The 24,615-nt window shown below is 59.4% G+C and carries 13 protein-coding genes, 1 tRNA gene, 1 pseudogene and 3 riboswitches; of the genes and pseudogenes, 8 read left to right on the top strand and 7 right to left on the bottom strand.

Going from position 1 to position 24,615, the window contains the following annotated elements:
- Positions 1 to 49 precede the first annotated feature (49 nt).
- The 3 genes from OKC27_RS02690 to OKC27_RS02680 are packed head-to-tail and all read right to left on the bottom strand — an operon-like array spanning position 50 to position 2,040.
- Positions 50 to 1,267 carry a hypothetical protein gene (locus tag OKC27_RS02690; protein WP_182938116.1) on the bottom strand — a complete coding sequence of 406 codons (1,218 nt, stop codon included), beginning with the start codon at positions 1,265 to 1,267 and terminating at the stop codon, positions 50 to 52.
- Between the two features lie 7 nt (positions 1,268 to 1,274).
- Positions 1,275 to 1,484 (bottom strand): helix-turn-helix domain-containing protein, encoded by a 210-nt coding sequence (locus tag OKC27_RS02685; RefSeq protein WP_005335250.1) that lies wholly within the window; start codon positions 1,482 to 1,484, stop codon positions 1,275 to 1,277.
- Between the two features lie 7 nt (positions 1,485 to 1,491).
- Positions 1,492 to 2,040: a DUF2975 domain-containing protein gene (locus OKC27_RS02680; protein ID WP_182939785.1), complete on the bottom strand. Its 549-nt coding sequence runs from the start codon at positions 2,038 to 2,040 to the stop codon at positions 1,492 to 1,494.
- Positions 2,041 to 2,264: 224 nt separating this feature from the next.
- Here OKC27_RS02680 and OKC27_RS02675 point away from each other — a divergent pair, with 224 nt between their 5' ends.
- Both OKC27_RS02675 and OKC27_RS02670 read left to right on the top strand, forming a co-directional pair.
- The gene (locus OKC27_RS02675; protein ID WP_182938115.1) at positions 2,265 to 5,720 is read left to right on the top strand and encodes a hybrid sensor histidine kinase/response regulator; all 3,456 of its coding nucleotides are present in this window, start codon (positions 2,265 to 2,267) and stop codon (positions 5,718 to 5,720) included.
- Positions 5,721 to 5,954: 234 nt separating this feature from the next.
- Positions 5,955 to 6,043, top strand: a riboswitch (cyclic di-GMP riboswitch).
- Between the two features lie 103 nt (positions 6,044 to 6,146).
- Entirely contained in the window at positions 6,147 to 8,741 is a 2,595-nt protein-coding gene (locus OKC27_RS02670; RefSeq protein ID WP_182938114.1) for a glycosyl hydrolase family 18 protein, read from the top strand.
- 180 nt (positions 8,742 to 8,921) lie between these two features.
- Here the strand turns inward: OKC27_RS02670 and OKC27_RS02665 are convergent, their stop codons facing one another.
- Positions 8,922 to 10,157 carry a sensor domain-containing diguanylate cyclase gene (locus OKC27_RS02665; RefSeq protein WP_182938113.1) on the bottom strand — a complete coding sequence of 412 codons (1,236 nt, stop codon included), beginning with the start codon at positions 10,155 to 10,157 and terminating at the stop codon, positions 8,922 to 8,924.
- 314 nt (positions 10,158 to 10,471) lie between these two features.
- Positions 10,472 to 10,559, top strand: a riboswitch (cyclic di-GMP riboswitch).
- Positions 10,560 to 10,657: 98 nt separating this feature from the next.
- Between OKC27_RS02665 and OKC27_RS02660 the strand changes: the two genes are divergently transcribed.
- From OKC27_RS02660 to OKC27_RS02650, 3 genes are all read left to right on the top strand, one after another.
- Positions 10,658 to 13,270 carry a glycosyl hydrolase family 18 protein gene (locus OKC27_RS02660; RefSeq protein WP_182938112.1) on the top strand — a complete coding sequence of 871 codons (2,613 nt, stop codon included), beginning with the start codon at positions 10,658 to 10,660 and terminating at the stop codon, positions 13,268 to 13,270.
- Positions 13,271 to 13,351: 81 nt separating this feature from the next.
- Positions 13,352 to 15,277 carry a glycoside hydrolase family 19 protein gene (locus OKC27_RS02655; RefSeq protein WP_182938111.1) on the top strand — a complete coding sequence of 642 codons (1,926 nt, stop codon included), beginning with the start codon at positions 13,352 to 13,354 and terminating at the stop codon, positions 15,275 to 15,277.
- Positions 15,278 to 16,020: 743 nt separating this feature from the next.
- Positions 16,021 to 16,096, top strand: a tRNA-Ala gene (locus tag OKC27_RS02650).
- A 169-nt stretch (positions 16,097 to 16,265) separates the two neighbouring features.
- On the opposite strand, the gene OKC27_RS02645 is transcribed toward OKC27_RS02650, so the two are convergent.
- Both OKC27_RS02645 and OKC27_RS02640 read right to left on the bottom strand, forming a co-directional pair.
- Entirely contained in the window at positions 16,266 to 17,783 is a 1,518-nt protein-coding gene (locus OKC27_RS02645) for an ExeM/NucH family extracellular endonuclease (protein WP_232093666.1), read from the bottom strand.
- Positions 17,784 to 17,799: 16 nt separating this feature from the next.
- A complete protein-coding gene (locus tag OKC27_RS02640; protein WP_270805917.1) occupies positions 17,800 to 18,456 on the bottom strand; it encodes a hypothetical protein in 657 nt (218 codons plus the stop codon).
- A gap of 293 nt (positions 18,457 to 18,749) precedes the next feature.
- A riboswitch (cyclic di-GMP riboswitch) is annotated at positions 18,750 to 18,832 on the top strand.
- A 115-nt stretch (positions 18,833 to 18,947) separates the two neighbouring features.
- Here OKC27_RS02640 and OKC27_RS02635 point away from each other — a divergent pair.
- Together OKC27_RS02635 and OKC27_RS02630 are read left to right on the top strand one after the other, a co-directional pair.
- Positions 18,948 to 21,976 (top strand): annotated as a pseudogene (locus OKC27_RS02635) (glycosyl hydrolase family 18 protein).
- A 139-nt stretch (positions 21,977 to 22,115) separates the two neighbouring features.
- On the top strand, positions 22,116 to 23,060 hold the full coding sequence (locus OKC27_RS02630) for a chemotaxis protein CheV (protein WP_042060964.1): 945 nt from the start codon (positions 22,116 to 22,118) through the stop codon (positions 23,058 to 23,060).
- A 183-nt stretch (positions 23,061 to 23,243) separates the two neighbouring features.
- Here the strand turns inward: OKC27_RS02630 and OKC27_RS02625 are convergent, their stop codons facing one another.
- Positions 23,244 to 23,855: an arylesterase gene (locus tag OKC27_RS02625; protein ID WP_182938108.1), complete on the bottom strand. Its 612-nt coding sequence runs from the start codon at positions 23,853 to 23,855 to the stop codon at positions 23,244 to 23,246.
- A gap of 56 nt (positions 23,856 to 23,911) precedes the next feature.
- On the opposite strand from OKC27_RS02625, the gene OKC27_RS02620 reads away from it, so the two are divergent.
- Positions 23,912 to 24,607 carry an ABC transporter ATP-binding protein gene (locus OKC27_RS02620; protein ID WP_182938107.1) on the top strand — a complete coding sequence of 232 codons (696 nt, stop codon included), beginning with the start codon at positions 23,912 to 23,914 and terminating at the stop codon, positions 24,605 to 24,607.
- The last annotated feature ends 8 nt before the right edge of the window (positions 24,608 to 24,615 follow it).

Raw genomic sequence — 24,615 nt, 5'->3', positions numbered from 1 at the left:
AAAAGGGAGAGCCACGGCTCTCCCTTTTTCGTTGCTGCGGTTAGCGGCGTTACTGCTGCTCGCCAAGATAGTGGCGGCTGAGCCGGCGCCAGGTATCCGAGCCGATGGTGCCGGCAAGCAGCTCATTGGAGGCGGCATCAAAGCGGCCATCCGGCAGCCAGCCCAGTTGGGGGAGCAGTCGGGCCAGCGTTACGTCATTGTGTTGCAGCTCCCGCTCCAGCGCTTCCCAGAAGGCGCTCCCCTTGACGTAAAAGAGCGGGTAGTAGGAGCGATCGCCCGCCATCACCTCGCGGGCCGCCCGATAGAGGCCGCTCTCGCTATGGGGCAGTTGTTTGCCCTGCTCGGCCAGCTCGTTGACCGCCGTGACCTGATGCAGCCGAAAGCGGCGCAGTGCCTTGATGGCGAGGTACTCGGCGAGGCTCTCTTCGACCCAGGTGGGCTGTGGAGCAGCGCGGCGAGCGCTGAGGATATGCACGGCCTCGTGGGCCGAGGTGCGTAGCAGGCGCAGGGGCGCCTGTGGCGTCGGTTTACCAGCCTCGGTGGGGTAGTTGGCGACATACACCTGATCTCCGGCGGCGCCGCCGAGGGAGCGGGTCGCCACATCCCGCCCCAGCCACACCAGTTGCCATGGATGAGTGGGCGGATCCACATCGAGCTGGAAGGCCAGATAGTCGATGATCTCATTCAGTTGCTGCTGCAAGGCCGGCAGATCGAGCTGGTTGGCGGTCTCGTCATGGCTCAGCACCAGCCGCGGATCCGGCTTGGTGACGGGCACTGTGTCCAGACCAAACGGCAGGATCAGCGGCGGTTGGTTGACATCCGGCAGCGGTTGGCTGCTGCCATCCGGTAGACACACCTTCCCTTGGCGACTCCCCATCTGGCGCACAAAGTTACCCCATTCGGTCAATAGCCACTTGTTGGGAGCGAACAGCAGCGACTGTTGGGCCGAGGCATCAGCACCCAGTGCCGGAGCGGGTGTGAGCGTGATCTGCCAGCCAACCTCTTTGCAGGAGAAGGACTGGTTGAGGGCAACCGGCTGGTTGTCTGCAAGGCAGACCAGCGCGGGGGAAACTGGCGCGGCACTGCCCGGCAACTGACGAGCGGGGAGCAGGGTAAAGGGAGGTTTGCCCTGCATGGTGAGGCGCACTTGCAGCACATTGGTGCTGGCGCCCTGCTCGATAAGGTAGCGGGGGCCGTTCGCGTCATTGCCAGCGCAGGCCCACAGCGGCAGCAGCCAAAGGGCAAACAGAGTGATATGACGACTCATAAGAGGGTTAGCGCTCCTGCTCGTAGCCCAGCAGATCGCCGGGTTGGCATTTGAGTTCACGGCAGATGGCCTCCAGAGTGGAGAAGCGCACCGCCTTGGCGTGGCCATTCTTGAGGATCGAGAGGTTGGCCTCGGTGATGTCGATGCGCTGGGCCAGCTCGCGGGCGGTCATTTTGCGCTCGGCCAGCAGGGCATCGAGGCGGATGATAATGGGCATACGTTCCTCACACCGTCAGTTGCTGTTCATCGGCCAGCAGTTTGGCCTCGCGCATGACCAGTGCCAGCGCCAGTACGATCAGTCCCGCCAGCAGTACCCGGAAATCTGAGGTACTCAGCGCTATGGTACCGAGTACTTCCGGGCCTCTCATGGTGAGCACCGTATCCAGCAAGGGGGTCAGGATCAATTCGACCAGGAAGGTTGTACAGAGCAGCAGTCCGATCTGCCGGTAGCGGCGGATCTGCTCGAAGGTGAAGAGCAGACCGGCGCGGTAGCCGCGAAACAGCTGACGCAGTTGCCAGAGCATCATCATAAAGACCAGATCCGGCAACAGCTGCACCAGGGTGCCGAGCAGCCGGGTGGAGAAGTGAAGGGGATAGTCGGCAGGATTGATGCCGGGGCGGCTCAAGATGGTGTTGAGCTTCTCCTGCAGAAAATCGGCGCCACCGAAGGGGGTCCACACCTCCAGCAAGGTGATCAAAGGGGTCGCCAGCAGTGCCAGCAGTAGCAGCCATTCGATCAGAACACTCAGGCGTTCGAGTTTGGTCGTTCTCATCATGAACCTCATGGTGGGTGCCATCTCGCTGGCGAAATGGCTTGAAGTTTATTGTTTATCAATATGCGGATGGACGAATGTTTATCGTTTTACGATATTCAGTCAAGGCAAAACTTATTGAAAAACGATAATTTCAATCTGTCCGAAGGGGATGACTTTTGGCTGCCGCCTCTCTAGACTGGCGAGGTTGTATACAAAAACTCAACATGGACAAGGAGTTATCGATGCACCAGGGATGGCTGCTGATCGGATTGTCGCTCACCTATCTGGGGCTGCTGTTTCTGATCGCCTTCGTGGCAGACAAGCACAAACGGCACCGTCTCAAGGGGCAACCGCTGCTCTACAGTCTGTCGCTAGCGGTCTACTGCACCTCCTGGACCTTCTTCGGCACCGTAGGGCAGGCGAGTGAATCTCCCTGGTCGCCGGTGCCCATCTACCTTGGCCCCATGCTGGTATTCCTGTTTGGCTGGCGGCTGCTGGCCCGCCTCATTCTGGTGGCCAAGCGCGAGCACATCACCTCCATCGCCGACTTTATCGCCGCCCGTTACGGCAAGTCCCAGCGGCTCGCCATGGTGATCTCTCTTATCGCCATCATGGGGATCCTCCCCTATCTGGTGTTGCAACTGAAAGCCATAGTCACCGGGCTGGATCTGCTGATGGTCAACAGCGGTGGCATCAGCCCGACCAGCAATACCAGCGAGTTGGCGCTCGGGGTCACCCTGCTGCTGGCGCTGTTCAGCATCCTGTTCGGCACCCGCCATCTTGATGCCACCGAACATCACAGGGGGATGGTGGTGGCCATCGCCTTCGAGTCGGTGGTCAAATTGCTGGCCTTTATCGCGGTGGGGGGCTTCGCCCTCTGGTTGATCCTGAGCAAACCCGGCGAGGCTCACGAGCAGGTGACCCGCGACTTCTTTGCACAGGTGGTAGCGGTGAGCCCAGGCAACCTGCTGGAGCTTGCCATCTACACGGTGCTGGCGATGTGCGCCGTTATCTGCCTGCCGCGCCAGTTTCATGTGACTGTGGTGGAGAACAATCAGGGGCAGGATCTGCACTGGGCGCGCTGGATCTTCCCGCTCTACCTGTTCGTGATGGGGCTCTTTATCTGGCCGCTGGCGCTGGCGGGCAAGCAGTGGGTGGGGGCTGATATGGCCTCCGACACCTATGTGATCAGTCTGCCGATGGCCCTCGGGTTCGATGGCATGGCGATGCTGGCGTTTCTCGGCGGCACCTCGGCGGCCACCGGCATGGTGATCGTCTGCACCATCGCGCTGGCGATTATGGTGAGCAACGATCTGGTGCTGCCGGTGCTGCTGCGCCGCTTCTGGCGGCAGGGGCGCGACGAGCGACTGGTGCGGCTGCTGTTGCAGGTGCGCCGTGGCGCCATCCTGCTGATTTTGCTGGCGGCTTGGGGGCTCTACCTCTGGCTCGGCGATCTCACCAGCTTGTCGCGCATCGGTTACCTCTCCTTTGGCGCGGTGGCCCAGTTTGCACCGGCCCTGCTGCTCGGTCTCTACTGGCGTCACGGCAATCGCAAGGGGGTCTATCTTGGGTTGAGCCTCGGGGTGAGTCTCTGGTTCGTGACCCTGCTGGTAGAGAGTGGCTTGCTGGCGGGCTCGCCCTTGGCCGAGCTGCTGGCGCCGCCGGACTGGCCCGCGTTTCGCGAGCTGAGCCTCGGGGCCTGGTGCATCTTCCTGAGCCTGCTCTTCAACCTGCTTGGCTATGTGGCCGGTTCCCTGTTATCGCGCCCTGCGGTGAGCGAGCGGCTGCAGGCCGCCAACTTTGTCGGCAAGCCGAGCCGCGATACCGCCGCCCTCTATCAGGCGCGGGTTTCGGTCAAGGAGCTGGAGATGCTGGCGGCCCGCTTTGTCGGCTCAAGCCGGGTCAAGCGCGCCTTTGGCCGCTTCGCCGGTGAGCGGGGCGGCACGCTTGCTCCGCAAATGCAGGCTTCGGCCGAGCTGATTGCCCACACCGAGCGGCTGCTGGCAGGGGTATTTGGTACCTCATCGGCGCGGCTGGTGCTCGCCTCGGCCCTGCAGGGGCGCAACATGCAGCTCGAGGAGATCGCCACCATAGTTGATGAGGCCTCCGACGTGTTTCGCTTCAACCGCGGCCTGCTGCAGGGGGCGATCGAACATATTGGGCAGGGGATCTCGGTGGTGGACAGGGAGCTTCGGCTGGTAGCCTGGAACCGCCGTTACATCGAGCTGTTCCACTATCCGCCGGGTCTTATTCAGGCGGGGCGCTCCATCGAGGAGATCATCCGCTATAACGCCCAGCAGGGGCTCTGTGGCCCCGGTGATATCGAGGATCACGTGGCGCGGCGGGTCGCCTTTATGAAGCGCGGCAGCGCCCATATCTCGGCGCGGGAGCGCCCGGACGGGCGGGTGATCGAGATGCAGGGCAACCCCATGCCCGCCGGCGGCTTCGTCATGACCTTTACCGACATTACGCCGTTTCGCGATGCGGAGCGGGTGCTGCGCGAAGCGAACGAACATCTGGAGGCGCGAGTGGCCGAACGCACCCACGAGCTCTCCGAACTCAACCGCCAGCTGCTGCTGGTGAACCAGCAGGTGGAGCGGGCCAACCATTCCAAGAGCCGTTTTCTGGCGGCGGTCAGCCACGATCTGACCCAGCCCCTCAATGCCGCCAAGCTGTTTACCTCCTCCTTGCTGGAGATGCTGCCCGCTGCTGGCGAGCAGGCCCGTATCGCCCGCCATATCGATGATGCGTTGGGGGCGACCGAGGATCTCATTACCGATCTGCTCGATATTTCGCGACTCGAAGCGGGCAAGTTCAAGGCCAAGAAGCTCGACTTCGCCCTGCGCGACCTGTTTGACAACCTCAAGGCGGAGTTTGGCGTGCTGGCGCAGGCGGGGGGGATCAACTTCTCGGTGGTGGAGAGCAAGCATGCGGTGCACAGCGATGTGCGGCTGCTGCGCCGGGTGCTGCAGAACTTCCTGACCAATGCGTTTCGCTACAACCCGGGCGGTCGGGTGCTGCTCGGTTGTCGTCGGTTTGGGGAGAAGATCCGCATCGAGGTGTGGGACAACGGCCCCGGCATTCCGCAGGACAAACAGGAGGCGATCTTCGACGAGTTCTCCCGCCTCGATCACTCCCGCACCGCCAAGGAGCAGGGGCTGGGTCTGGGGCTCGCCATCGCCCGCGGCATCTCGCAGGTGCTCGGTCATCAGCTCACCCTGCAGAGCTGGCCGGGTAAGGGGTCGGTCTTTGCGGTGACCCTCAATCTGGCGACCCGGCCGGTCACGGTTCATCAGCTGGCGGCGCCGGTAGTGCGCGACAGCCAGCTGGAGGGGGTGACCGTGCTCTGCATCGATAACGAGCGGGACATTCTGACCGCCATGAGCACCCTGCTCGGCCGTTGGGGCTGTGAGGTGCGCTGCGCCGTCGATCTGGCCGAAGCCGAGGCGCTGGTAGCAGACGGGTTTGTGCCGAGGCTGGTGCTCTCTGACTATCACCTCGACGACGGCAAGACCGGGCTGGAGGCGCTGGCCGCGCTACAACGGGTGTGTGGTGATGAGCTGGGCGGCATCATCATCAGCGCCGATCGCAAGAGCGAGTTGCAGGCGCAGATCCGCGAAGGAGGGTATGGCTACATCAGCAAGCCGGTCAAACCGCTCAAACTGCGGGCCCTGATGAACAGTCTGCTGCTGCGATAGCCGCATCCGGGACGGCAAGCCGTGAACAGGCTCACAAAACCACGCAATGGTTGCGCGGGCCGTGGTCATGGATGAATGCCGAGAACAGAGTTTTATCGGCGAAGATGCCTTCACATTCTTGCGTGATGGCAATCCATTGCTGCATTGGTTTGTCATTGTCGGTAAACGCCGACAGTAGCGGACCGGATCGGCTCACTCTATAGTCGGGATGCGATTATTTTCATCGCGAATGAAGTAACCGAAGGGCAAACCGATCGCAAGGTCGGGACGCAAAGCTTCCGGTCCAGGGAATGAGCCGTACTTGAGATAGCGGGGCCACCACAGGTTGTTGTGCACCTTTGCCAAGAGGTTGCACTGCTGTCTGCGTTACCTGTCAGGGCGTAGCCCTTTTCGTTGCCAACATAACGAAATAGGGAAATATAAAAAATGCTAAGTCCAAAGCCTACCATGCTGGCCCTCGCGGTCGGTCTCTGCTGTGCCTCGTCTGCTTATGCTGCTGCGCCCGGCAAGCCGACCATCGGATGGGGCCCCACCAAGTTTTCCATCGTCGAAGTCGATCAGGCGGCCACTGCCTACAACAATCTGGTCAAGGTAAAGGATGGCGCCGATGTGGAGGTGAACTGGAACCTCTGGAGCGGCGATCTGGGCCAGAGTGCCAAGGTGCTGCTCAATGGTCAGGAGGTGTGGTCCGGCCCTTCCGCCGCGGCGGGCAGCGCCACATTCAAGGTGAAGAAGGGGGGGCGCTATCAGATGCAGGTGGCGCTGTGCAACGCCGATGGCTGCACCCTCTCTGACGCCAAGGAGATCGTGGTCGCCGATACTGACGGCAGCCATCTGGCGCCACTCAAGGCGCCGCTGCAGGAGAACAACAAGCCTTACGCCAACAAGTCCGGCAAGGTGGTGGGGACTTACTATGTGGAGTGGGGCGTCTATGGCCGCAAGTTTACGGTCGACAAGATCCCTGCCCAGAACCTGACCCATATCCTCTATGGTTTCACCCCCATCTGCGGCGGGGATGGCCTCAACGACAGCCTCAAGGAGATCGAAGGGAGCTTCCCGGCGCTGCAGCGGGCGTGTGCCGGTCGCGCCGACTTCAAGGTGGCGATGCACGATCCCTGGGCCGCCATCCAGATGCCGCAAGGCAGCCTCACCGCCCATGACGAGCCCTACAAGGGCAACTTTGGCGCCCTGATGGCGCTCAAGCAGGCCTATCCGAACCTCAAGATCCTCCCCTCGGTCGGCGGCTGGACCCTATCCGACCCCTTCTACTTCCTCGGTGATAAAACCAAGCGCGATGTGTTCGTCGGCTCGGTAAAAGAGTTCCTGCAGACCTGGAAGTTCTTCGATGGCGTGGATATCGACTGGGAGTATCCGGGTGGTCAGGGTGCCAACCCGAAACTGGGCAGCCCGAGCGATGGTGCCACCTATGTGGTACTGATGAAGGAGCTGCGCGCCATGCTCGACGAGCTGGAGGTCGAGACCGGGCGCCAGTATGAGCTCACCTCGGCCATCGGGGCGGGGGGCGACAAGATCCAGGATGTGGACTACAAGGCGGCCCAGCCCTACATGGATCACATCTTCATGATGACCTACGACTACAACGGTGGCTGGAGCAAGACCGAGCTGGGTCACCAGACCAACCTCTATGCGGCGAGCTGGGATCCCGATACCAAGTACACCACCGACAAGGCGGTCAGGCAGTTGCTGGCGCAGGGTGTTGAGCCCGGCAAGCTGGTGGTCGGGGCCGCCATGTATGGTCGTGGCTGGACCGGGGTGAGCGGTTATCAGGGCAACAACCCCTTCACCGGTACGGCAACTGACAAGGTGAAGGGAACCTGGGAGGACGGGGTGGTGGATTACCGCGACATCGTCAACAACCGGATGGGGGCGGGCTGGGAGCAGGGCTATGACGAGGTGGCCGAGGGGCCCTATCTGTTCAAGGCGGCGACCGGCGATCTCATCACCTATGACAACGAGCGTTCGGTCAAGGCCAAGGGGCAGTATGTGCTATCCAATCAGCTCGGTGGCCTCTTCTCCTGGGAGATCGATGCCGACAACGGCGACATCCTTAACGCCATGCACGAGGGGCTGGGTCACGGCAGTGGCGTCACGCCACCGGCCAACAAGCCGCCGCTGGCCAATGCGGGCAGTGACCTTAAGGTGACCGGCCCGACCGAGGTGACGCTGGATGGTTCGGCCTCCCACGATCCAGAGAACAGCGCACTCGGCTATAGCTGGAAGCAGATCTCCGGGCCGCAGGCTGGTTTGCTCGATGCCACTCAGGCCAAGGCCCGTGTGGTGCTGGACGCGGTGGCTGCCGACATCAATCTGGTGTTCGAGCTGACGGTGACCGATGACCACAACCTTACTGCCCGTGATCAGGTGGTGGTGACCAACAAGGCGCCGCAAGTCAACCTGGCGCCGGTGGTGAGTGTACCTGCCACGGCCTCTGTGGAGGCGGGCAAGCAGGTGACCCTCAAGGCGACCGCCTCCGATCCGAATGGCGATCCCCTGACCTATCAGTGGAGCGTGCCGGCAGGCATCACCGCAACGGGTCAGAACAGCGCCACTCTGGTGGTCACCGGCCCGAGCGTGACCAGCGACACCGGCTATGACCTGAGCGTCACCGTCTCCGACGGCGGGCTGGATGCCAGTGCGGCAACCCGTCTGACGGTCAAACCGGCCAGCAGTGGCGGTGGTTGCACGGCGACTGATCCGGATGCGATCAATTGGCCAGTCTGGAAAGCGGCAAGCACCTATAACAGCGGCGACAAGGTGAGCCACAACCAGCTGGTGTGGCAGGCCAAGTACTGGACTCAGGGCAACGAGCCGAGCCGCACCGCGGATCAGTGGCTGCTGGTGAGCAAGGTGCAACTGGGTTGGGATGCCAATGTGGCCTACAACGGTGGCGAGATCACCACCCATAACGGTCGTCAGTGGAAGGCGCAGTACTGGACCAAGGGCAATGAGCCCGGTAAACACGATGTCTGGCAGGATGTGGGGGCCGCCAGCTGTAAATAAGCGTGGAATAGTGGCGGGGCATGCCAGTCATGCCCCGTTTTTTCTCCCCGCACAATTAAATGCTGGCAGGCCTGCCAACTTGCTTCGCTTCGCTTCGCTTCGCTTCCCTTCCCTTCCCTTCCCTTCCCTTCCCTTCCCTTCCCTTCTTGTCTCTTGCTCGACGACTGCGGCTCTTGCGGGCTAGTGATTGATGCTCTCCCCGATAGCTGGCATCTGTGCCGCCTGCTGCTCCTTGCGGCGCCGCTTGTGTTGATACATGGCTGCATCGGCCCTGGCAAATGCGGCTGCAAAGTCGCCGCGATAGGGGGCCATCCCCATGCTGCACGAGATAGTGGGGGAGGCGCTGGCCAGCATGGTCGCCAGCATAGTCATTGTCTGTTGCAGCGTGGGCGGTGCCAGAGTGGTGAGCAGCACAAATTCATCCCCGCCAAAACGGGCGGCAATCACCCCCTGACCGAAGTGCTGGCGTATGCCATCCGCGATCAGGCGCAGGGCCTGATCACCCGCCAGATGGCCGCAGCTGTCATTGAGCTGCTTGAGATTGTCCATGTCGATCAGCAGCAGGGTGCCTTCCGGCTGTGCCTGCAGAGCGAGTTCGAATTGCTGGCGATTGGCGAGGCCGGTCAGCTGGTCGGTATTGGCCCGCTGATAGATGCGGCGGGACTGCTGATAGATGGTGATGGCGTGGCGAATATCCCGCGCCAGAATTGCCATCAGGTGGCTGTCGTAGCGGGTAAAAGCATGACGTTTGCTGCTGTCCATATTGATCATGCCGTAGAGCTGACCATCGATATGGATTGGGGTCGCCAGGGTGGCCCGGATGGGCAGGTCGCTGCAGTTGACCAGCAGCTCCTTGTCCTGTTCGGACAGGGGCATGGTGGCATTGATCTTCGACAGGTCGTTGATCAGCAGCGTTTTGTTGCAGCGCCCCTGAGTCAGCTTGTACTGAAAGGTGTGCTCAAGCGGTAAATTGATCCGCCGCAGTTTCACCAGATCCATGCCGATGGCCGCTTCATATCTCAACATCCCTGTGCCCGGCAGCAGCTTGATCAGGCAGCCCATCTCGGCCCCCGGGATCAACATCACGGCCCGTCTGAGCAGATCCTCCAGAAAGGCCTCTTCGGTCTGGTATTGCGCCGAGTTGCGGGCCAGCTCGGCGGTGATTTCGTTGATCCGGAGCGCCTCACTGAGATGCTGCCACTGGCGCTGCAGATGGTAGCGGTAGTGGCGATAGAGCCAGATGGTGCAGATAAGGTAGCTCTGGAGCAGCAAGGTGCAGGCAAGCGGTGCCTTCTGCCAGCCGTTGAGGCTGTTGAGCAGCAGGATTATCCCCGCCAGTGGCAGTGTGTAGACCGTCAGGCGAACAAATTTGTCGTATCTGGATAGCCGGGTGCGTGAGGGGAGATCGCTGGGCATGAAGGCACCTGATGGTCATGCAAAACGGCGATTATATATTCATACATTGCGATGCAGATGGGTCTTTTGATGTGAAATACGCTTACTGATTGATTTTTATCGTGTTGATGTGATTTGGATCAATAAATGGCGCGCCGCCTTCGGTTGGGGATGATGACATTCCTTTCATGCATGAGTCTGTTTATTAAGCGTTAATTCTAAAAAAGTGAGTGAAATGTGAGCTTGGCAACAGCTTGGCTGGCAATGGTCGGATTTGCTTAGCTATCCGAATTACCCTAAAGTTAATCCGCGATTATTTATCGCCAAGAATAAAGTTGTGACAAGGGCAAACCGATTGAAAAGTCGGGACGCAAAGCTTCCGGTCTAAGGGACATATCGACCTAGGATAGCGGGGCCACCACAGAGTTATGCAGGCTGCCTTTGCCAAGGGGTGGCTATTTTTGTGTTACCTGTCGTGTTGCGTTGCCCTTTCGTTTTTCCATAACGTAAAGGAAAGCAATATGCTAAGTCCAAAACCCGCATTGCTGGCCATGATGGTCGGTACTCTGCTCGCTTCATCTGCCGCTCATGCTGCCGCACCGGGCAAACCCGCCATCGGTTGGGGCCCCACCAAGTTTGCCATCGTCGAAGTCAATCAGTCTGCAACCGCCTATAACGAGCTGGTCAAGGTCAAGGATGGCGCCGATGTGACCGTCACCTGGAACATCTGGAGCGGCGATATCGGTCAGAGTGCCAAGGTGCTGCTGGATGGCAAGGAAGTCTGGTCCGGTCCCTCTTCGGCGGCGGGCACCGCTACCTTCAAGGTGCACAAGGGGGGCCGTTATCAGATGCAGGTCGCGCTGTGCAACGGCGATGGCTGCACCCTGTCCGATGCCAAGGAGATCGTGGTCGCCGATACCGATGGCAGCCACCTCGTACCGCTCAAGCCTGCCCTGCAGGAGAATAACAAACCCTATGTCAACAAGTCCGGCAAGGTGGTCGGTACCTACTATGTGGAGTGGGGCGTCTACGATCGCAACTTCAGCGTGGACAAGCTGCCCGCCCAGAACCTGACCCATATCCTCTATGGCTTCACCCCGATCTGCGGCGGTGATGGCCTCAACGACAGCCTCAAGGAGATCTCCGGCAGCTTCCAGGCGCTGCAGCGCTCCTGTGCCGGTCGCAAGGATTTCCAGGTCGCCATTCACGACCCCTGGGCGGCACTGCAAAAAGGGCAGGGTTCGCTGGTCGCCTGGGACGAGCCCTACAAGGGCAACTTCGGCAACCTGATGGCCCTCAAACAGGCCTATCCTGACCTGAAGATCCTCCCCTCCGTCGGTGGCTGGACCCTCTCCGATCCCTTCTTCTTTATGCATGACAAGGCCAAGCGCGACGTGTTCGTCGCCTCGGTCAAAGAGTTCCTGCAGACCTGGAAGTTCTTCGACGGTGTAGACATCGATTTCGAGTATCCGGGTGGCGACGGTGCCAACCCCAACCTGGGTGACAAGAGCAAGGATGGTGAAACCTATGTGCTGATCATGAAGGATCTGCGCGCCATGCTCGACGAGCTGGAAGCAGAGACCGGTCGCACCTATCAGCTCACCTCTGCCATCGGTGCCGGTTACGACAAGATTGAGGATGTGGACTACAAGGCTGCCCAGCAGTACATGGATCATCTCTTCGTGATGAGTTACGACTACAACGGTGGCTGGAGCAACACCTCTCTGGGCCATCAGGCCAACCTCTATCAGGCCACCAACGGCTCGGCCAACAAGCGCTACAACACCAATGAAGCGGTTAATCTGCTGCTGGCTCAAGGTGTTGATTCCGAGAAGCTGGTTATTGGTGCCGCCATGTATGGCCGTGGCTGGAAAGGGGTGAGCGGCTATCAGGGCAACGATCCCTTCACCGGCACCGCCACCGGCAAGATCAAGGGCACCTGGGAAGATGGTGTGCTGGACTATCGCCACATCGTCAACGGCCACATGGGCGCGGGTTGGGAGTACAACTACGACGAGACCGCCGAAGCGGCCACCCTGTTCAAGCCCTCCACCGGTGAGCTGATCACCTATGACGATGAGCGCTCGGTCAAGGCGAAAGGCCAGTATGTACTGACTCACAAGCTGGGTGGTCTCTTCTCCTGGGAGATCGATGCCGACAACGGCGACATCCTCAACGCCATGCACGAAGGGCTCGGCCATGGCGAGGGGATCACCCCGCCAGTCAACAAGCCGCCGGTTGCCAACGCGGGTAGCGATGTGACCGTGACCGGTCCGGCCTCCCTGACGCTGGATGGCTCCGCTTCTCACGATCCGGAAAAAGGCGCCCTGACCTACAGCTGGAAGCAGCTCTCCGGCCCACCAGCCGTGCTGGGTGATGCCACTCAGGCCAAGGTGCGGGTCGATGTGAATGCCGTGAGCGCCGATGCCGCGCTGGTGTTCGAGCTGACCGTGGCCGATGACCATCAACTGACCGCCAGGGATCAGGTGGTGGTGACCAACAAGGCGCCGCAACCCAACCTGCCTCCGGTGGTCACCCTGCCCGCCAGCGTCAAGGTGGAAGCGGGCAAACAGGTGAGCATCACTGCCAAGGCATCCGACCCCAATGGCGACGAGCTGATCTACCAATGGCAAGTGCCTGCCGGTATCACGGCGACCGGCCAGAGCAGCGCCACTCTGGTGGTCACCGGCCCGGCGGTCGATGCCGAAACCGGTTATGACCTCTCCGTGACTGTCTCTGATGGTGCGCTCGACGCCAACGCGGCAACCCGCCTCACCGTTACCCCGATCAACGAAGGCGGTGAGGGTGGCTCCTGCAACACCACCGACCCGGAAGCAGCCAACGTCCCTGCATGGCAGGTCAGCAAGGTCTATAACGGCGGTGACAAGGTGAGCCACAACCAGCTGGTATGGCGTGCCAAGTACTGGACTCAGGGCAATGAGCCGAGCCGTTCCGCCGATCAGTGGGCGCTGCTGAGTCAGGTTGATCTGGGTTGGAACGCGGCCGTTGCCTACAACGGCGGTGACCTGACCAACCACAACGGTCGTCAGTGGAAGGCCAAATGGTGGACTCAGGGCAACGAGCCGGGCAAGCACGATGTCTGGCTGGATGTCGGGGCGGCAAGCTGCCGTTAAGTCGAGATCGTTATGATGGTAACGGGGTCTGTTCTGACCCCGTCTTTTCCTGCTGAAAAATTTAGCCAGAGAGCAACAATAATGAAAAAAAATCGCATCACCCTTCTGCTTGCCAGCTTGATGCTGAGCGGCCACCTGTGGGCGGCCGAGGCATATGACATCAACAAATCCTATCCGGGCGGCAGCCAGGTCAACTACAACGGCCAGGTGTTCGAGGCCAAGTGGTGGGTCAATCCGGGTCAGACTCCCGGCATGGCGGTGGCCAACGAGTGGGATACCCCGTGGAAACTGATCGGCGAAGGGGAAGTGACTCCGCCGGACAATGGCGATGGCGATGACAAGCCCACGCCGCCGACTCCCACCCCGCCGGATGGCAGCACCACCCCTGTCTACATGAGCCAGGCCGAGCTGGATGCCAAAGAGCAGGCGCTGACCGATTTCCCGGCGATGGAAGCGGTCAAGGCCTCCATTGCTACCCGTGACAATCTGGTGGTGGAAGCGGTGCAACCGGGCCGAGCCGACAACCCGGACAACGTCAAGCTGGTAGAGAGCCTGCTGAGCGAAAGCCAGTTCAGCTACCTGTTCCCGCTGCGTGCTCCGGAGTATACCTATCGCGGCCTGTTGCAGGCGGCCGCCAAGTTCCCGGCCCTGTGCAGCAACTACAGCGATGGTCGCGATGCCGAGGCCATCTGTCGCAAGACCCTGGCGACCATGTTCGCCCACTTCGCGCAGGAGACCGGCGGCCACGAGAGCTGGCGTCCGGAGGCCGAGTGGCGTCAGGCGCTGGTCTATGTCCGTGAAATGGGTTGGACCGAAGCGATGCGCGGTGGTTACAACGCCGAGTGCAGTCCCAGCGTATGGCAGGGTCAGCAGTGGCCATGCGGCACCTTCGACAATGGCGAGTTCAAGAGCTATTTCGGTCGCGGTGCCAAGCAGCTCTCTTACAACTACAACTATGGCCCCTTCTCCGAGGCGATGTTCGGCACGGTGCGCACCCTGCTCGACCAGCCTGAGCTGGTGGCCGACAGCTGGTTGAACCTCGCCAGCGCGGTGTTCTTCTACACCTATCCGCAGCCGCCCAAGCCCTCCATGCTCCATGTCATCGACGGCACCTGGCAGCCGAACGAGCACGACAAGCAGAACGGTCTGGTACCCGGTTTCGGGGTGACCACCCAGATCATCAACGGCGGAGTGGAGTGTGGTGGCAGTGCCGAACACGCCCAGTCCCAGAACCGCATCAACTACTATCGCGAATTTGCCAACTATCTGGCCGTGGCAGTGCCCGCTGACGAAGTGCTCGGTTGCAAGAACATGAAGTACTTTGACAATCAGGGCTCCGGTGCCCTGCCCATCTACTGGGAGCAGGACTGGAGCTATGTGGCCGAGAACCCCAACGGCGGCAAGAGCTATGCGTGCAAGCTGGTGGGCTACCAGACCCGCTTCAGCGCCTTCAAGGAGGGTGACTACAGCCGCTGTGTCCAGCACTTCTATCCCGAGCTGGTGATTGAAGACAATGGTGGCGGCACCAACCTGCCACCGGTGGCCACTATCACCGGCCCGGCGCAGGCCGAAGGTGGCAGCAAGGTGATCCTATCCGCCCAGCACTCCAGCGATCCGGAAGGCAAGCCGCTGAGCTATGCCTGGACCATTCCGGCCGGCGCCGCTGCCCCTGCGTTGGATCAGGTGACCCTGGAGCTGACTCTGCCCAAGCCGGCCAGCGATACCAAACTGGATATCAAACTGACGGTGACCGATGAAGGGAGTCTGAGCCGTAGCGCCAGCCATGCCCTGCTGGTCAAAGGGGAAGAGGGGGGCGTGACGCCGCCGGATGGCGACTACCCGGCCTACAAGGCAGGCACCCCCTACAAAGCGGGCGAGCGCGTCAGCAATGGCGACGCCAGCTACGAGTGCAAACCGCACCCCTACACCGGCTGGTGTTCCGGTGCCGCCTGGGCCTATGAGCCCGGCAAGGGAACCGCATGGAGCGATGCCTGGATCAAGCTGTGATCCGGCAATGAGCCGATGCAATAAAAGATGGGGCCTGCGGGCCCCATTGTTGTTTGGTGGAGTTCAGGTGTGGCCGAGGTATTGCTCTGGCCGGGACAGGACAGCACCTGATGGCGCTGCGACAGGATGTGTGTGATGTAGTTTTATTACTATTAATGGTGAAATACTTTCACGGCTCACTTGCCGTAGCGGAAGTAGTATTCACGGGTGGACGGTGCATAGGCATCTTTCTCTACAATGCCGCTCTTGGTGGTTGCGCCCTTGAGGTGGAACAGGACTGCCAGATTCTCAAACATGGTTTACCTCATCGCTCTGTCATTTATGGTTATGATGTGTGACCTGGGTCACGGTTTGATCCTATGGCTATTTGTGAGCTGGATCAACTTTTTGTGTTGTAAATTTACCAAAATCATGGAAAGGGTTTTCAAATGCAAAGCTCTTTATGGAAAGGCTTTCCCGGGGTGACGGGGGAGAACCTGCTTGCCAGCCAGCAAAAGAGCCAGCGAGCGAGAGCCATATATAGAGAAGGAAGCATGCCTGATGACTTGCGCGTTATCGGGGTTTGAGCCGATTTATGACATAAAACAGAGAGATAGCGTGCTCCTTGCTGGTAAAAACAGCGAACTGCTGCAATTTTGACTAAACGAATCAATCGCAGTTATTTTAGGGTTGACAGCAAAGCGGGTGATGCCTATCATGCGCCTCCGTTGCCGGAGATAACTTCGTCAGCGCCGAGGTGAGTTGGGGTTATAGCTCAGCTGGGAGAGCGCTTGCATGGCATGCAAGAGGTCCGCGGTTCGATCCCGCGTAGCTCCACCAAATTCTTGTTACAAGAAGCAAAAAGGCCACCGCATCGCGGTGGCCTTTTTGTTTGCTCCCGCATTCATTTTCCCATATTCCTGTGCTTTTCATGTGTAAATCCATTGCTCCAACGAAAAAGCCCGCGGGTCTCGCGGGCTTTGGTTGCACTATTCAGATGCGCCTGTGGTTAACGGCGACGGCGCCAAGCCAGCGGCAGCAGGGCCAGCAGGCCGAGTCCCAGCGCACCGCCGCCTGAGGAGTCGGCTGTGGTCAAGGGCTTGGTTGTCGTATCTTCTGTCTGGGTACCTTGATCTGCAGTGGATGAACCATCAGTTTGAGTGCCACTGTTTGAATCAGGCTCCGCCTTCAGGTCAATAATGACGGGGTCATGGTCCGAGGAGCTGTACATGTTCTCGGATTTGACGAACCCTCCCGAGTTTTTCTTGCCGTATTCGAACAGCGTCATCTCGTAAGAGTTGATGTGCCAGTCAGAAACTTTGAGCACCCGTTCAGCCATCGCATTGTTGGCCAACGCGTAATCAAGGGTGCCCAGCTCGCCTTCAAAACTGTATGAAATTGCTTCCTTACCGTTGAATTTGACGTTCAGGTCGATCAGACCATAGCCGGGTTTGTTGAACTGCTCCCCATCTGAATAAGCTGCACCTCCCAGGTAGGTTTTCATGCCGGTCACGATTTTTCGAGTGGCTTCAGGGTTATAGTCGGTGAGTACTCTGATGGGGTCTTCTTTGGCATAGGAGTTAAAGTCGCCGACCAACAGTACCTGACCCGGTAACTTGGATACCGCTTCCCCCAGTGCTTTGGCTGCACTGACCCGGAACTCGTTGCACTTGCCCTGCAAGTCAGCAGGCTCAGTTTTACCATCACCATTCTCAAGACAACCGGAGCCTTTGGATTTCAGATGGTTGACGATAAGAGTCAGTGGTTGCGCTTCGCCTTTGACGTCAAAGGTTTGTACCAGCGAGTCCCGTTGCGAGGCTTTAATCACATCGCCTTCTTGTTGAACCGGCAAGGGAATAATATCTGCTGACCCTTTGGGGCTCAGTAAGGCCGCGCGATAGATAATGGCTTGGCCAATGGCATCTGAGCCAAAAAACGTGTTTTTATAAAGGAGTTTGCTGTCAGGCACGACATAACTGTATTGCTTTTCTGCTGGCAGGTGTTCATTAAGTTTGTTGACCAGATCCCTGACGGCTGATTTATCACCATAACCGTTGTTTTCAATCTCCATCAGGCCCAGCAGGTCGGCATCCATATCCAGAATGGCATTGACGATCTTGGTTCTCTGCAGCTCAAACTCTTCTGCAGAAGGGGCTCCCCGGTTGCATTTAGTGGTAAAGGTATCACCACAAGTCGGGTTGAGATCGCCGCCGACACCGCTTGTAAAGTAGTTCAGTACGTTAAAGCTGCCCAAGCGCAGCAGAGTGCCATCTGGTCGGGTCGGAGCATGCAGACGGGGTGCTTGCCTATCCTGGATGTCCCCGGCTTTGAGCTGGGCATCAGGAGAGACAATCAAACGCCATTTGTCACGGTTATAGGCAATAACCCCGTGCAGTTTGGGGATCAGGTCCCCCACTCGCAGGTAGCCGGTATCGGCATCAAGTTCCGGGAACCAGGCAATCTTGCCATCTTTGGCTTTGATATCGGTTTCAACTACCAGCTGATTTTTCTTATTGGATTCATTCAGCCCAATCGCCTCGGGGCTATTTGCTCCATATAGCTGGGTGGGTCGGTTTTAACAGTGGATCTTTATGAGAGAGCACCATATTGCTGCGGCTGGCACTGTAATCGAAGCCGTACGTGCGGGTGATTCTAAGGTCGCTGGCATTGTCGAGCGCAACCAGCATACCTTCATGACGCTGCAGCGCATCGGCAAGTGACTCACCATCTCCTACTTGAAGCGTAACGGGGAGTGGCGTGACGCTGCTCTCTTTGATTTCAATATTGTCCCCAACCAGTTTTAGCTGCAGACCTCCGAAGAAATCCTGGATGTTGGCTTCGAGGCACACTTCCGAGCCCGGCTTCAGGTCTGGGTATTTTTTGGCGACATCTGGCAGATAAACAAAAATCCCCTTGGATTCAATTGCTTGAACAGGTTGTGAATCAGTCAGGTAAACACCTTTCGTCAGGGAGCTGCCGATGGCGGTGACTTGTCCTTTTACTACCTTGGTTGTCGTGCTGGTAAACCCTGAGCCAGCTGGTGTCGCTGTTGGCTCTTTGGGAATTGCGCCATTTTTGAACTCGGCTCTGAGTTGGGGGATCGTGGTAATTTGATCTGCAGGGCAGTCGTAAGCGAATACAGAGGGGGATGCCAGCGCCAGCCCGATAGCGAGCGACAGCAGATTACGTGTAGCGGTCATTATTATTCCTTTTATTATTTTTCCAGTTATTCCGTAGCCTTGGGTCTTTGCTCAAGGGGGTGGCATTTTTGCACTTCCCTCATGTCTGACCAGTGAGCTGGCGCACATTTAATGGATTCGGTAGAGCCTAGCTTTGTGTTTTTATGATCAGGATAACAGTATGACTTTATTGATTAATTTGTCATTTTTGTCGAATTGCCGCGAGCAACTGGGTACTGTCGATAATTCTCTTTGAGAATAAAGATTGAGGGGGGAGTGTTGCCTTTCTATACTGGGCTCGTTCCTCACGGAACCCAGGTAAAGGGCAAACCGGCAGTGATGTCGGGGCGCAATGCCTCCGGTCTGGATCATGGATCCAGATAGCGGGGTTTCCCTGGGTGAGGGTGGTTTTTGTGGCAGGTCCATTGCCAGTTGTCTGCGCCCATCACGCAGGTTGCGATTGTTCTTTGCCTTGGTGAACCATGCCAAGACAAAACAAGGAAGATAACAATATGCAACAGTTCCTGAGGCCCAGCCGGCTTGCCGTGCTGGTGGCCATCGCTGCCATGCCCGCCTGGGCGCAGGCAGCCTATCCCGCCTACAAGGCCGGTACTGCCTACAAAGCCGGTGACATCGTCAGCAATGCCGGCGCTCTATATGAATGCAAAGAGTTCCCCTACTCGGGTTGGTGCGGGGCATCACCCTATCACTATGAACCCGGTGTCGGGGTGGTCTGGGCGGATGCCTGGAAGCTCTACGGCGGCGAAGTGCCGCCACCGGCGCTCGGCGTGGCCGTCAGCTCTCCGGCTGCCGGTGCCAGCTTCAACGAAGGTGCCAGCGTTGCGCTGGCGGTGACCCTGAGTGGCCCGGTGACGGCGCTGGTTCGGGTGGAATACCTTATCGACGGCAAGCTTGCTGCCACGGCCAGCGCCTCGCCCTGGGGCGCCAGCTGGAGTGCTGCGGGCGTTGGGGCGCACGCCCTGAAAGCGCGGGCGCTGGATAAGGATGGCAAGGTACTGAGCGAGGCGGATTCGAGCTTCAACGTTGCTGCAGTGGTAGCGCCAGAGGCGCCCAAGGTGAGCATCAGCAGCCCGGCCAGCGGTGCCAAGGTGACGCTGGGTCGCAGCGTGGCGGTGAGCGGCAATGTCACCGATGCCAACAACGATGTGGCCAAAGTCGAGCTGTTTGTCGATGGCAAGAAGGTAGGGGAAGACAATGCCGCCCCCTGGCAGGTCAACTGGACACCCGATGCCAAGGGCAGTGCCGCCCTCAAGCTGGTTGCCACCGACAAGACCAATCTGGTCGGCGAGTCGGCGGCAGTGAACATCACTGTCGAGGAGGCCGCGCTGCCACCATCTGGTGGCAACCTCTCCTGCGATATCCGCCAGATCTATCGTCCTGATGGCTACGAGTGCATGGGGGATGACCATGCCCGCCGGGTCATCGGCTACTTCACCTCGTGGCGCACTGGCAAGAACGGTCTGCCCGCCTATCTGGTGAGCGACATTCCGTGGAGCAAGATCACCCACATCAACTACGCCTTCGCGGCGGTGGACGAGCAGAGCCACACCATCAAGGTGGATGACTCGGCGACCAAGATGACCTGGGATGGCGTGCCGGGTGCCGAGATGGATCCGGAGTTCGCCTACAAGGGGCACTTCAACCTGCTGTCGAAGTTCAAGAAGCAGTATCCGGACGTGAAAACCCTGATCTCGGTCGGGGGCTGGGCCGATACGCGCGGCTTCTACACCGCCACCACCAAGGGCGACTGCTCGGTCAACACCGATGGCATCAATGCGCTTGCCACGTCGGCGGTGAGTTTTATCCGTCAGTACGGTTTTGACGGGGTCGATATCGACTACGAATACCCCACCTCCATGAAGGATGCGGGCAACCCCAACGACTTCCCGCTCTCCAACCAGTGCCGTGCCAAGCTGTTTGCCAACTACGAGGTGCTGATGAAGACCTTGCGGGCGCGGCTCGACAACGCCGGTAACGAAGATGGCCGCAAGTACATGCTGACCATCGCCTCACCGGCCTCGGCCTATCTGCTGCGCGGGATGGAGAACTTCCAGGTCACCCAGTACCTCGATTACGTCAACCTGATGACCTATGACTTCCACGGTGCCTGGAACCACTTTGTCGGTCACAACTCGGCGCTGTTCGACAACAATGCCGACCCCGAGCTCTCCCACTGGGGCGTCTATACCCAGGCCCAGTTTGGCGGTATCGGTTACCTCAACGCTGCCTGGTCTGCCCACTACTTCCGCGGTGCGCTGGCAGCCGGCAAGATCAACGTCGGTGTGCCCTATTACACCCGCGGTTGGCAGGGGGTGAGCGGTGGCAGTCACGGGTTGGGTGGCAAGGCGGCCTTGCCGAGTCAGAGTGATTGTCAGCCGGGCACCGGTGGCAGCACGATTCCGTGCGGCAACGGGGCGGTCGGCATCGATAACATCTGGCACGATCTGGACAAGAACGGCAAAGAGATCGGCGGTGGCGCCGTGCCCATGTGGCATGCCAAGAACCTGGAGAATGCGGCCAGCCTCGGTATCACCACGTTGCCGAGTTACGGCACTGCCTGGGGTCTGGATCCCAACAACCCGGCTCACGTGATGCAGGGCAAGTATGTGCGTTACTACGATGAGAAGGCTCACGCGCCCTGGTTGTGGAACGAAGAGAAGAAAGTGTTCCTCTCTACCGAAGATGAAGAGTCCATGGGTCACAAGCTGGACTACATCATCAAGCGCGGTCTGGGCGGCGTGATGTTCTGGGAGATGGCGGGCGACTACGCCTTCGATCCGGCCAAGAACGAGTACGGCATGGGCAGCACCCTGACCACCCTGGCTTACGAGAAGTTTGCCAAGGCAACTCCGTACAACACCAAGCAGAATGATCTGGCCGCGCCGAGCGCCCAGCTCGACATCCAGGTCAGCCTCTCCGGCTTCAAGGAAGGGGACTCCAACTACCCGATCAACCCGAAACTCAAGCTGATCAACAAGTCGACCCAGACCATTCCGGGCGGCGCGCGCATCGAGTTTCTGGTGCCCACCTCCACCTCTGACACCATTACGGATCAGAGTGGCATGGGGCTGAAAGTGGTGGAGAGTGGTGGCAACGACAACTCGGAAGGCATAGCCAACGAGAAGGACTTCCACAAGGTCGCCATGAACCTGCCGGGCTGGCAGACCCTGGCGCCGGGGGCCGAGATTGAAGTCGCGATGACCTACTACCTGCCTGCGGCGGGTGTGCCGAGCGGGATGCGGATCATCAGCGGCAGCCAGACCATCGGGCTCAAGGCCGAGTTCCCGACCCTGCCGGAGGCCGTGCTGGGCTCGGGCGGCGGCGAGAATCCGGGCACCAGCTGCAGCAGCCAGAACGTCAATCCGGCGGCCTACAAGGCCTATCCGAGCTGGCCGCAGGGGGATCATGCCAATGGCGGCGATCGCATTAACATAACAAGGTGGTGTGGCAGGCGAACTGGTGGACCAGCAGCGAGCCCAAGGCAACCGATGGCAGCTGGAAATCCGTATGTAGCTATTGATTTTAAAATCAATGAGATAAGTGAGGCTTCGGCCTCACTTTTTTTGTCTGGTTGGTCGCTCTGGTTGAAAATGCGTCTGCCTTTCCTGACAGGCAGCCTCTATAATAGAGTCGATTAATAATCAGATGGATATCAGCGTATGGCGAGTATATTGGATTCCGTTGATCAACGAACTCAACTGGTGGGTGAAAACCGCCTCGAGTTGTTGATGTTTCGTCTCGGCACCCGTCAGATGTTCGCCATTAACGTCTTCAAAGTGCGGGAAGTGGTCAAGCTGCCCCACCTCAGCAAAATGCCGGGTTCCCACCACAATATCAGCGGGGTGGCCAATATCCGCGGTACCTCGATCCCGGTGATCAACCTGCGCAGCGCCATCGGCATGCGTCCCATGCCTATCGACAGTGAATCCAACCTCATCATCACCGAGTACAACCGCACCATTCAGGGCTTTCTGGTGGGGCAGGTGGCCAACATCGTCAACATGACCTGGAAGGATATCCTGCCGCCACCGCGTTCGGCCGGGCGCGCCAACTATCTCACCGCCATCACCCGCATCCCGGAAGAGGGGGTCGATCAGATCGTCGAGATCATCGACGTGGAGAAGGTGCTGGCGGAGATCATCACCTATGACATCCGGATCTCCGAAGAGGTGCTGGATCGGGAGATCTTGCCCGAGATGCATGGCCGCAAAGTGCTGATCGTCGATGACTCCAGCACCGCCCGCAATCTGGTGCGCGAGACCCTGGGCCAGCTTGGGCTTGAGGTGATCGAGTGTCAGGATGGTTTGCAGGCGCTGACCCTGCTCAAGGGGTGGTGCGATGCCGGCAAGAAGGTGACTGACGAGATCTTGCTGATGATCACCGATGCCGAGATGCCGGAGATGGACGGTTACCGCCTGACCCACGAGGTGCGCAGCGATCCGCGCATGTCCGATCTCTTTATCACCCTCAATACTTCACTCAGTGGCAATTTCAACGAGGCCATGGTCAAGAAAGTAGGCTGTGATCGCTTTATCTCCAAGTTCCAGCCCGATCTGCTGGTGGGCGTCACGCAGGAGCGGCTGCGCCAGGTGCTGGAAAACTGAGACGCAGCCAACCGGTTTTTCTTAATCAATAACAAAACATCCCGCTTCGGCGGGATGTTTTGTTATTGGATATTGGCGATGGGCTGGTTGAGCCAAGGCGTCACGCAGAGGTCGTCGACCGCTCAAAACATCCGATTTTTGCGGGATGTTTAGTTGTGGAATATTGGCGATAGACCGGCGGGCTTATTGGCTGAGCAGCGGTTCCATAAAGCGGGCCACTTTATCGCGGATTTGGGGCTGGGCCGCCGGGGCGGGGTGAATGCCATCGTTCATCATAAGTTCAGGGCGCAGCGCAATATCATCCATGAAGAAGGGCAACAGTGGCAGATCGTTGGCCTTTGCCAACTCCGGGAAGATTTGCTCGAACTGGCGCAGGTAGCGGGCACCGTAGTTGCGGGGCAGCTGGATCTGGGTCAACACCACACGGGTCTGCTGCTCCTTGGCGAGCGCAATCATATTGGCCAGATTCTGGCGGGTAATGGTCGGCGCGAAGCCGCGCAGGCCGTCGTTGCCCCCCAGTTCGATCAGCAGCCAGTCGGGATTGTGCTCTTTCAGCAGGGCGGGCAGACGGGCCAGTGCCCCTTGCGTCGTTTCACCGCTGATGCTGGCATTGAGCAGGGTGTGTTTGCCCCCCTCTTCTTGCCATTTCTGGTTGAGCAGGGCGGGCCAGCTCTGCTCAAGCTGCATCTGATAGCCGGCGCTCAGGCTGTCTCCCAGTACCAGCAGGGTTTGGGCCTGAACCGACGAGAGCAGGCTGCCAAGGCCAACCAACAAGGCAAACAGAATACGCACCATCAATTCAACTCCCACTATGGATTGCCATCAAGGGATTGGAACAAAGGACACAGATCATGAGTTCAACCCCCATTATTGTCGTCAAGGGCCTCGGTAAATCGGTTCGCCTCGGCCAGGAAAGCCTCACCATCCTTGAAGGGATCAATCTGCAAGTCAATAGCGGCGAGACGGTGGCACTGGTCGGCGCCTCCGGCTCCGGCAAGTCCACCCTGCTGGGGCTGCTGGCCGGGCTCGACCTGCCGAGTCAGGGGGATATCGAGATCCTCGGCAAATCCCTGGACGAGCTGGATGAAGAGGGGCGGGCCCGATTGCGCGCCGAGCAGATCGGTTTTGTGTTCCAGTCGTTCCTGCTGCTCCCGACCATGACGGCGCTGGAGAATGTGATGTTGCCTGCCGAGCTGCGCGGCGAGCGGGATTGCGAGCCCAGAGCCCGCGAACTGCTGGCGGCGGTCGGTCTTGGCGAGCGGTTGCACCATCTGCCGCCACGGCTCTCTGGCGGTGAGCAGCAGCGGGTGGCCATTGCCCGCGCCTTTATGACCCGTCCCAGCCTGCTGCTGGCGGACGAGCCGACCGGCAACCTCGACAGCAAGACCGGCGAGAAGGTGATCGAGCTGCTGTTTGAACTCAATCGCAAGCATGGCACCACGCTGGTGGTAGTGACCCATGATCATCAGCTGGCCGAGCGTTGCCAGCGGCAACTGGTCATGACGGCGGGCAGACTGGATCGCGAGGTGGCCCATGATGTGGTGTAACGGGGTGA

The sequence above is a fragment of the Aeromonas sp. QDB62 genome (genome assembly GCF_027705695.1).
In the GTDB taxonomy this organism is placed as follows: domain Bacteria; phylum Pseudomonadota; class Gammaproteobacteria; order Enterobacterales; family Aeromonadaceae; genus Aeromonas; species Aeromonas allosaccharophila.
This window is presented reverse-complemented; position numbering and strand designations above follow the sequence as displayed.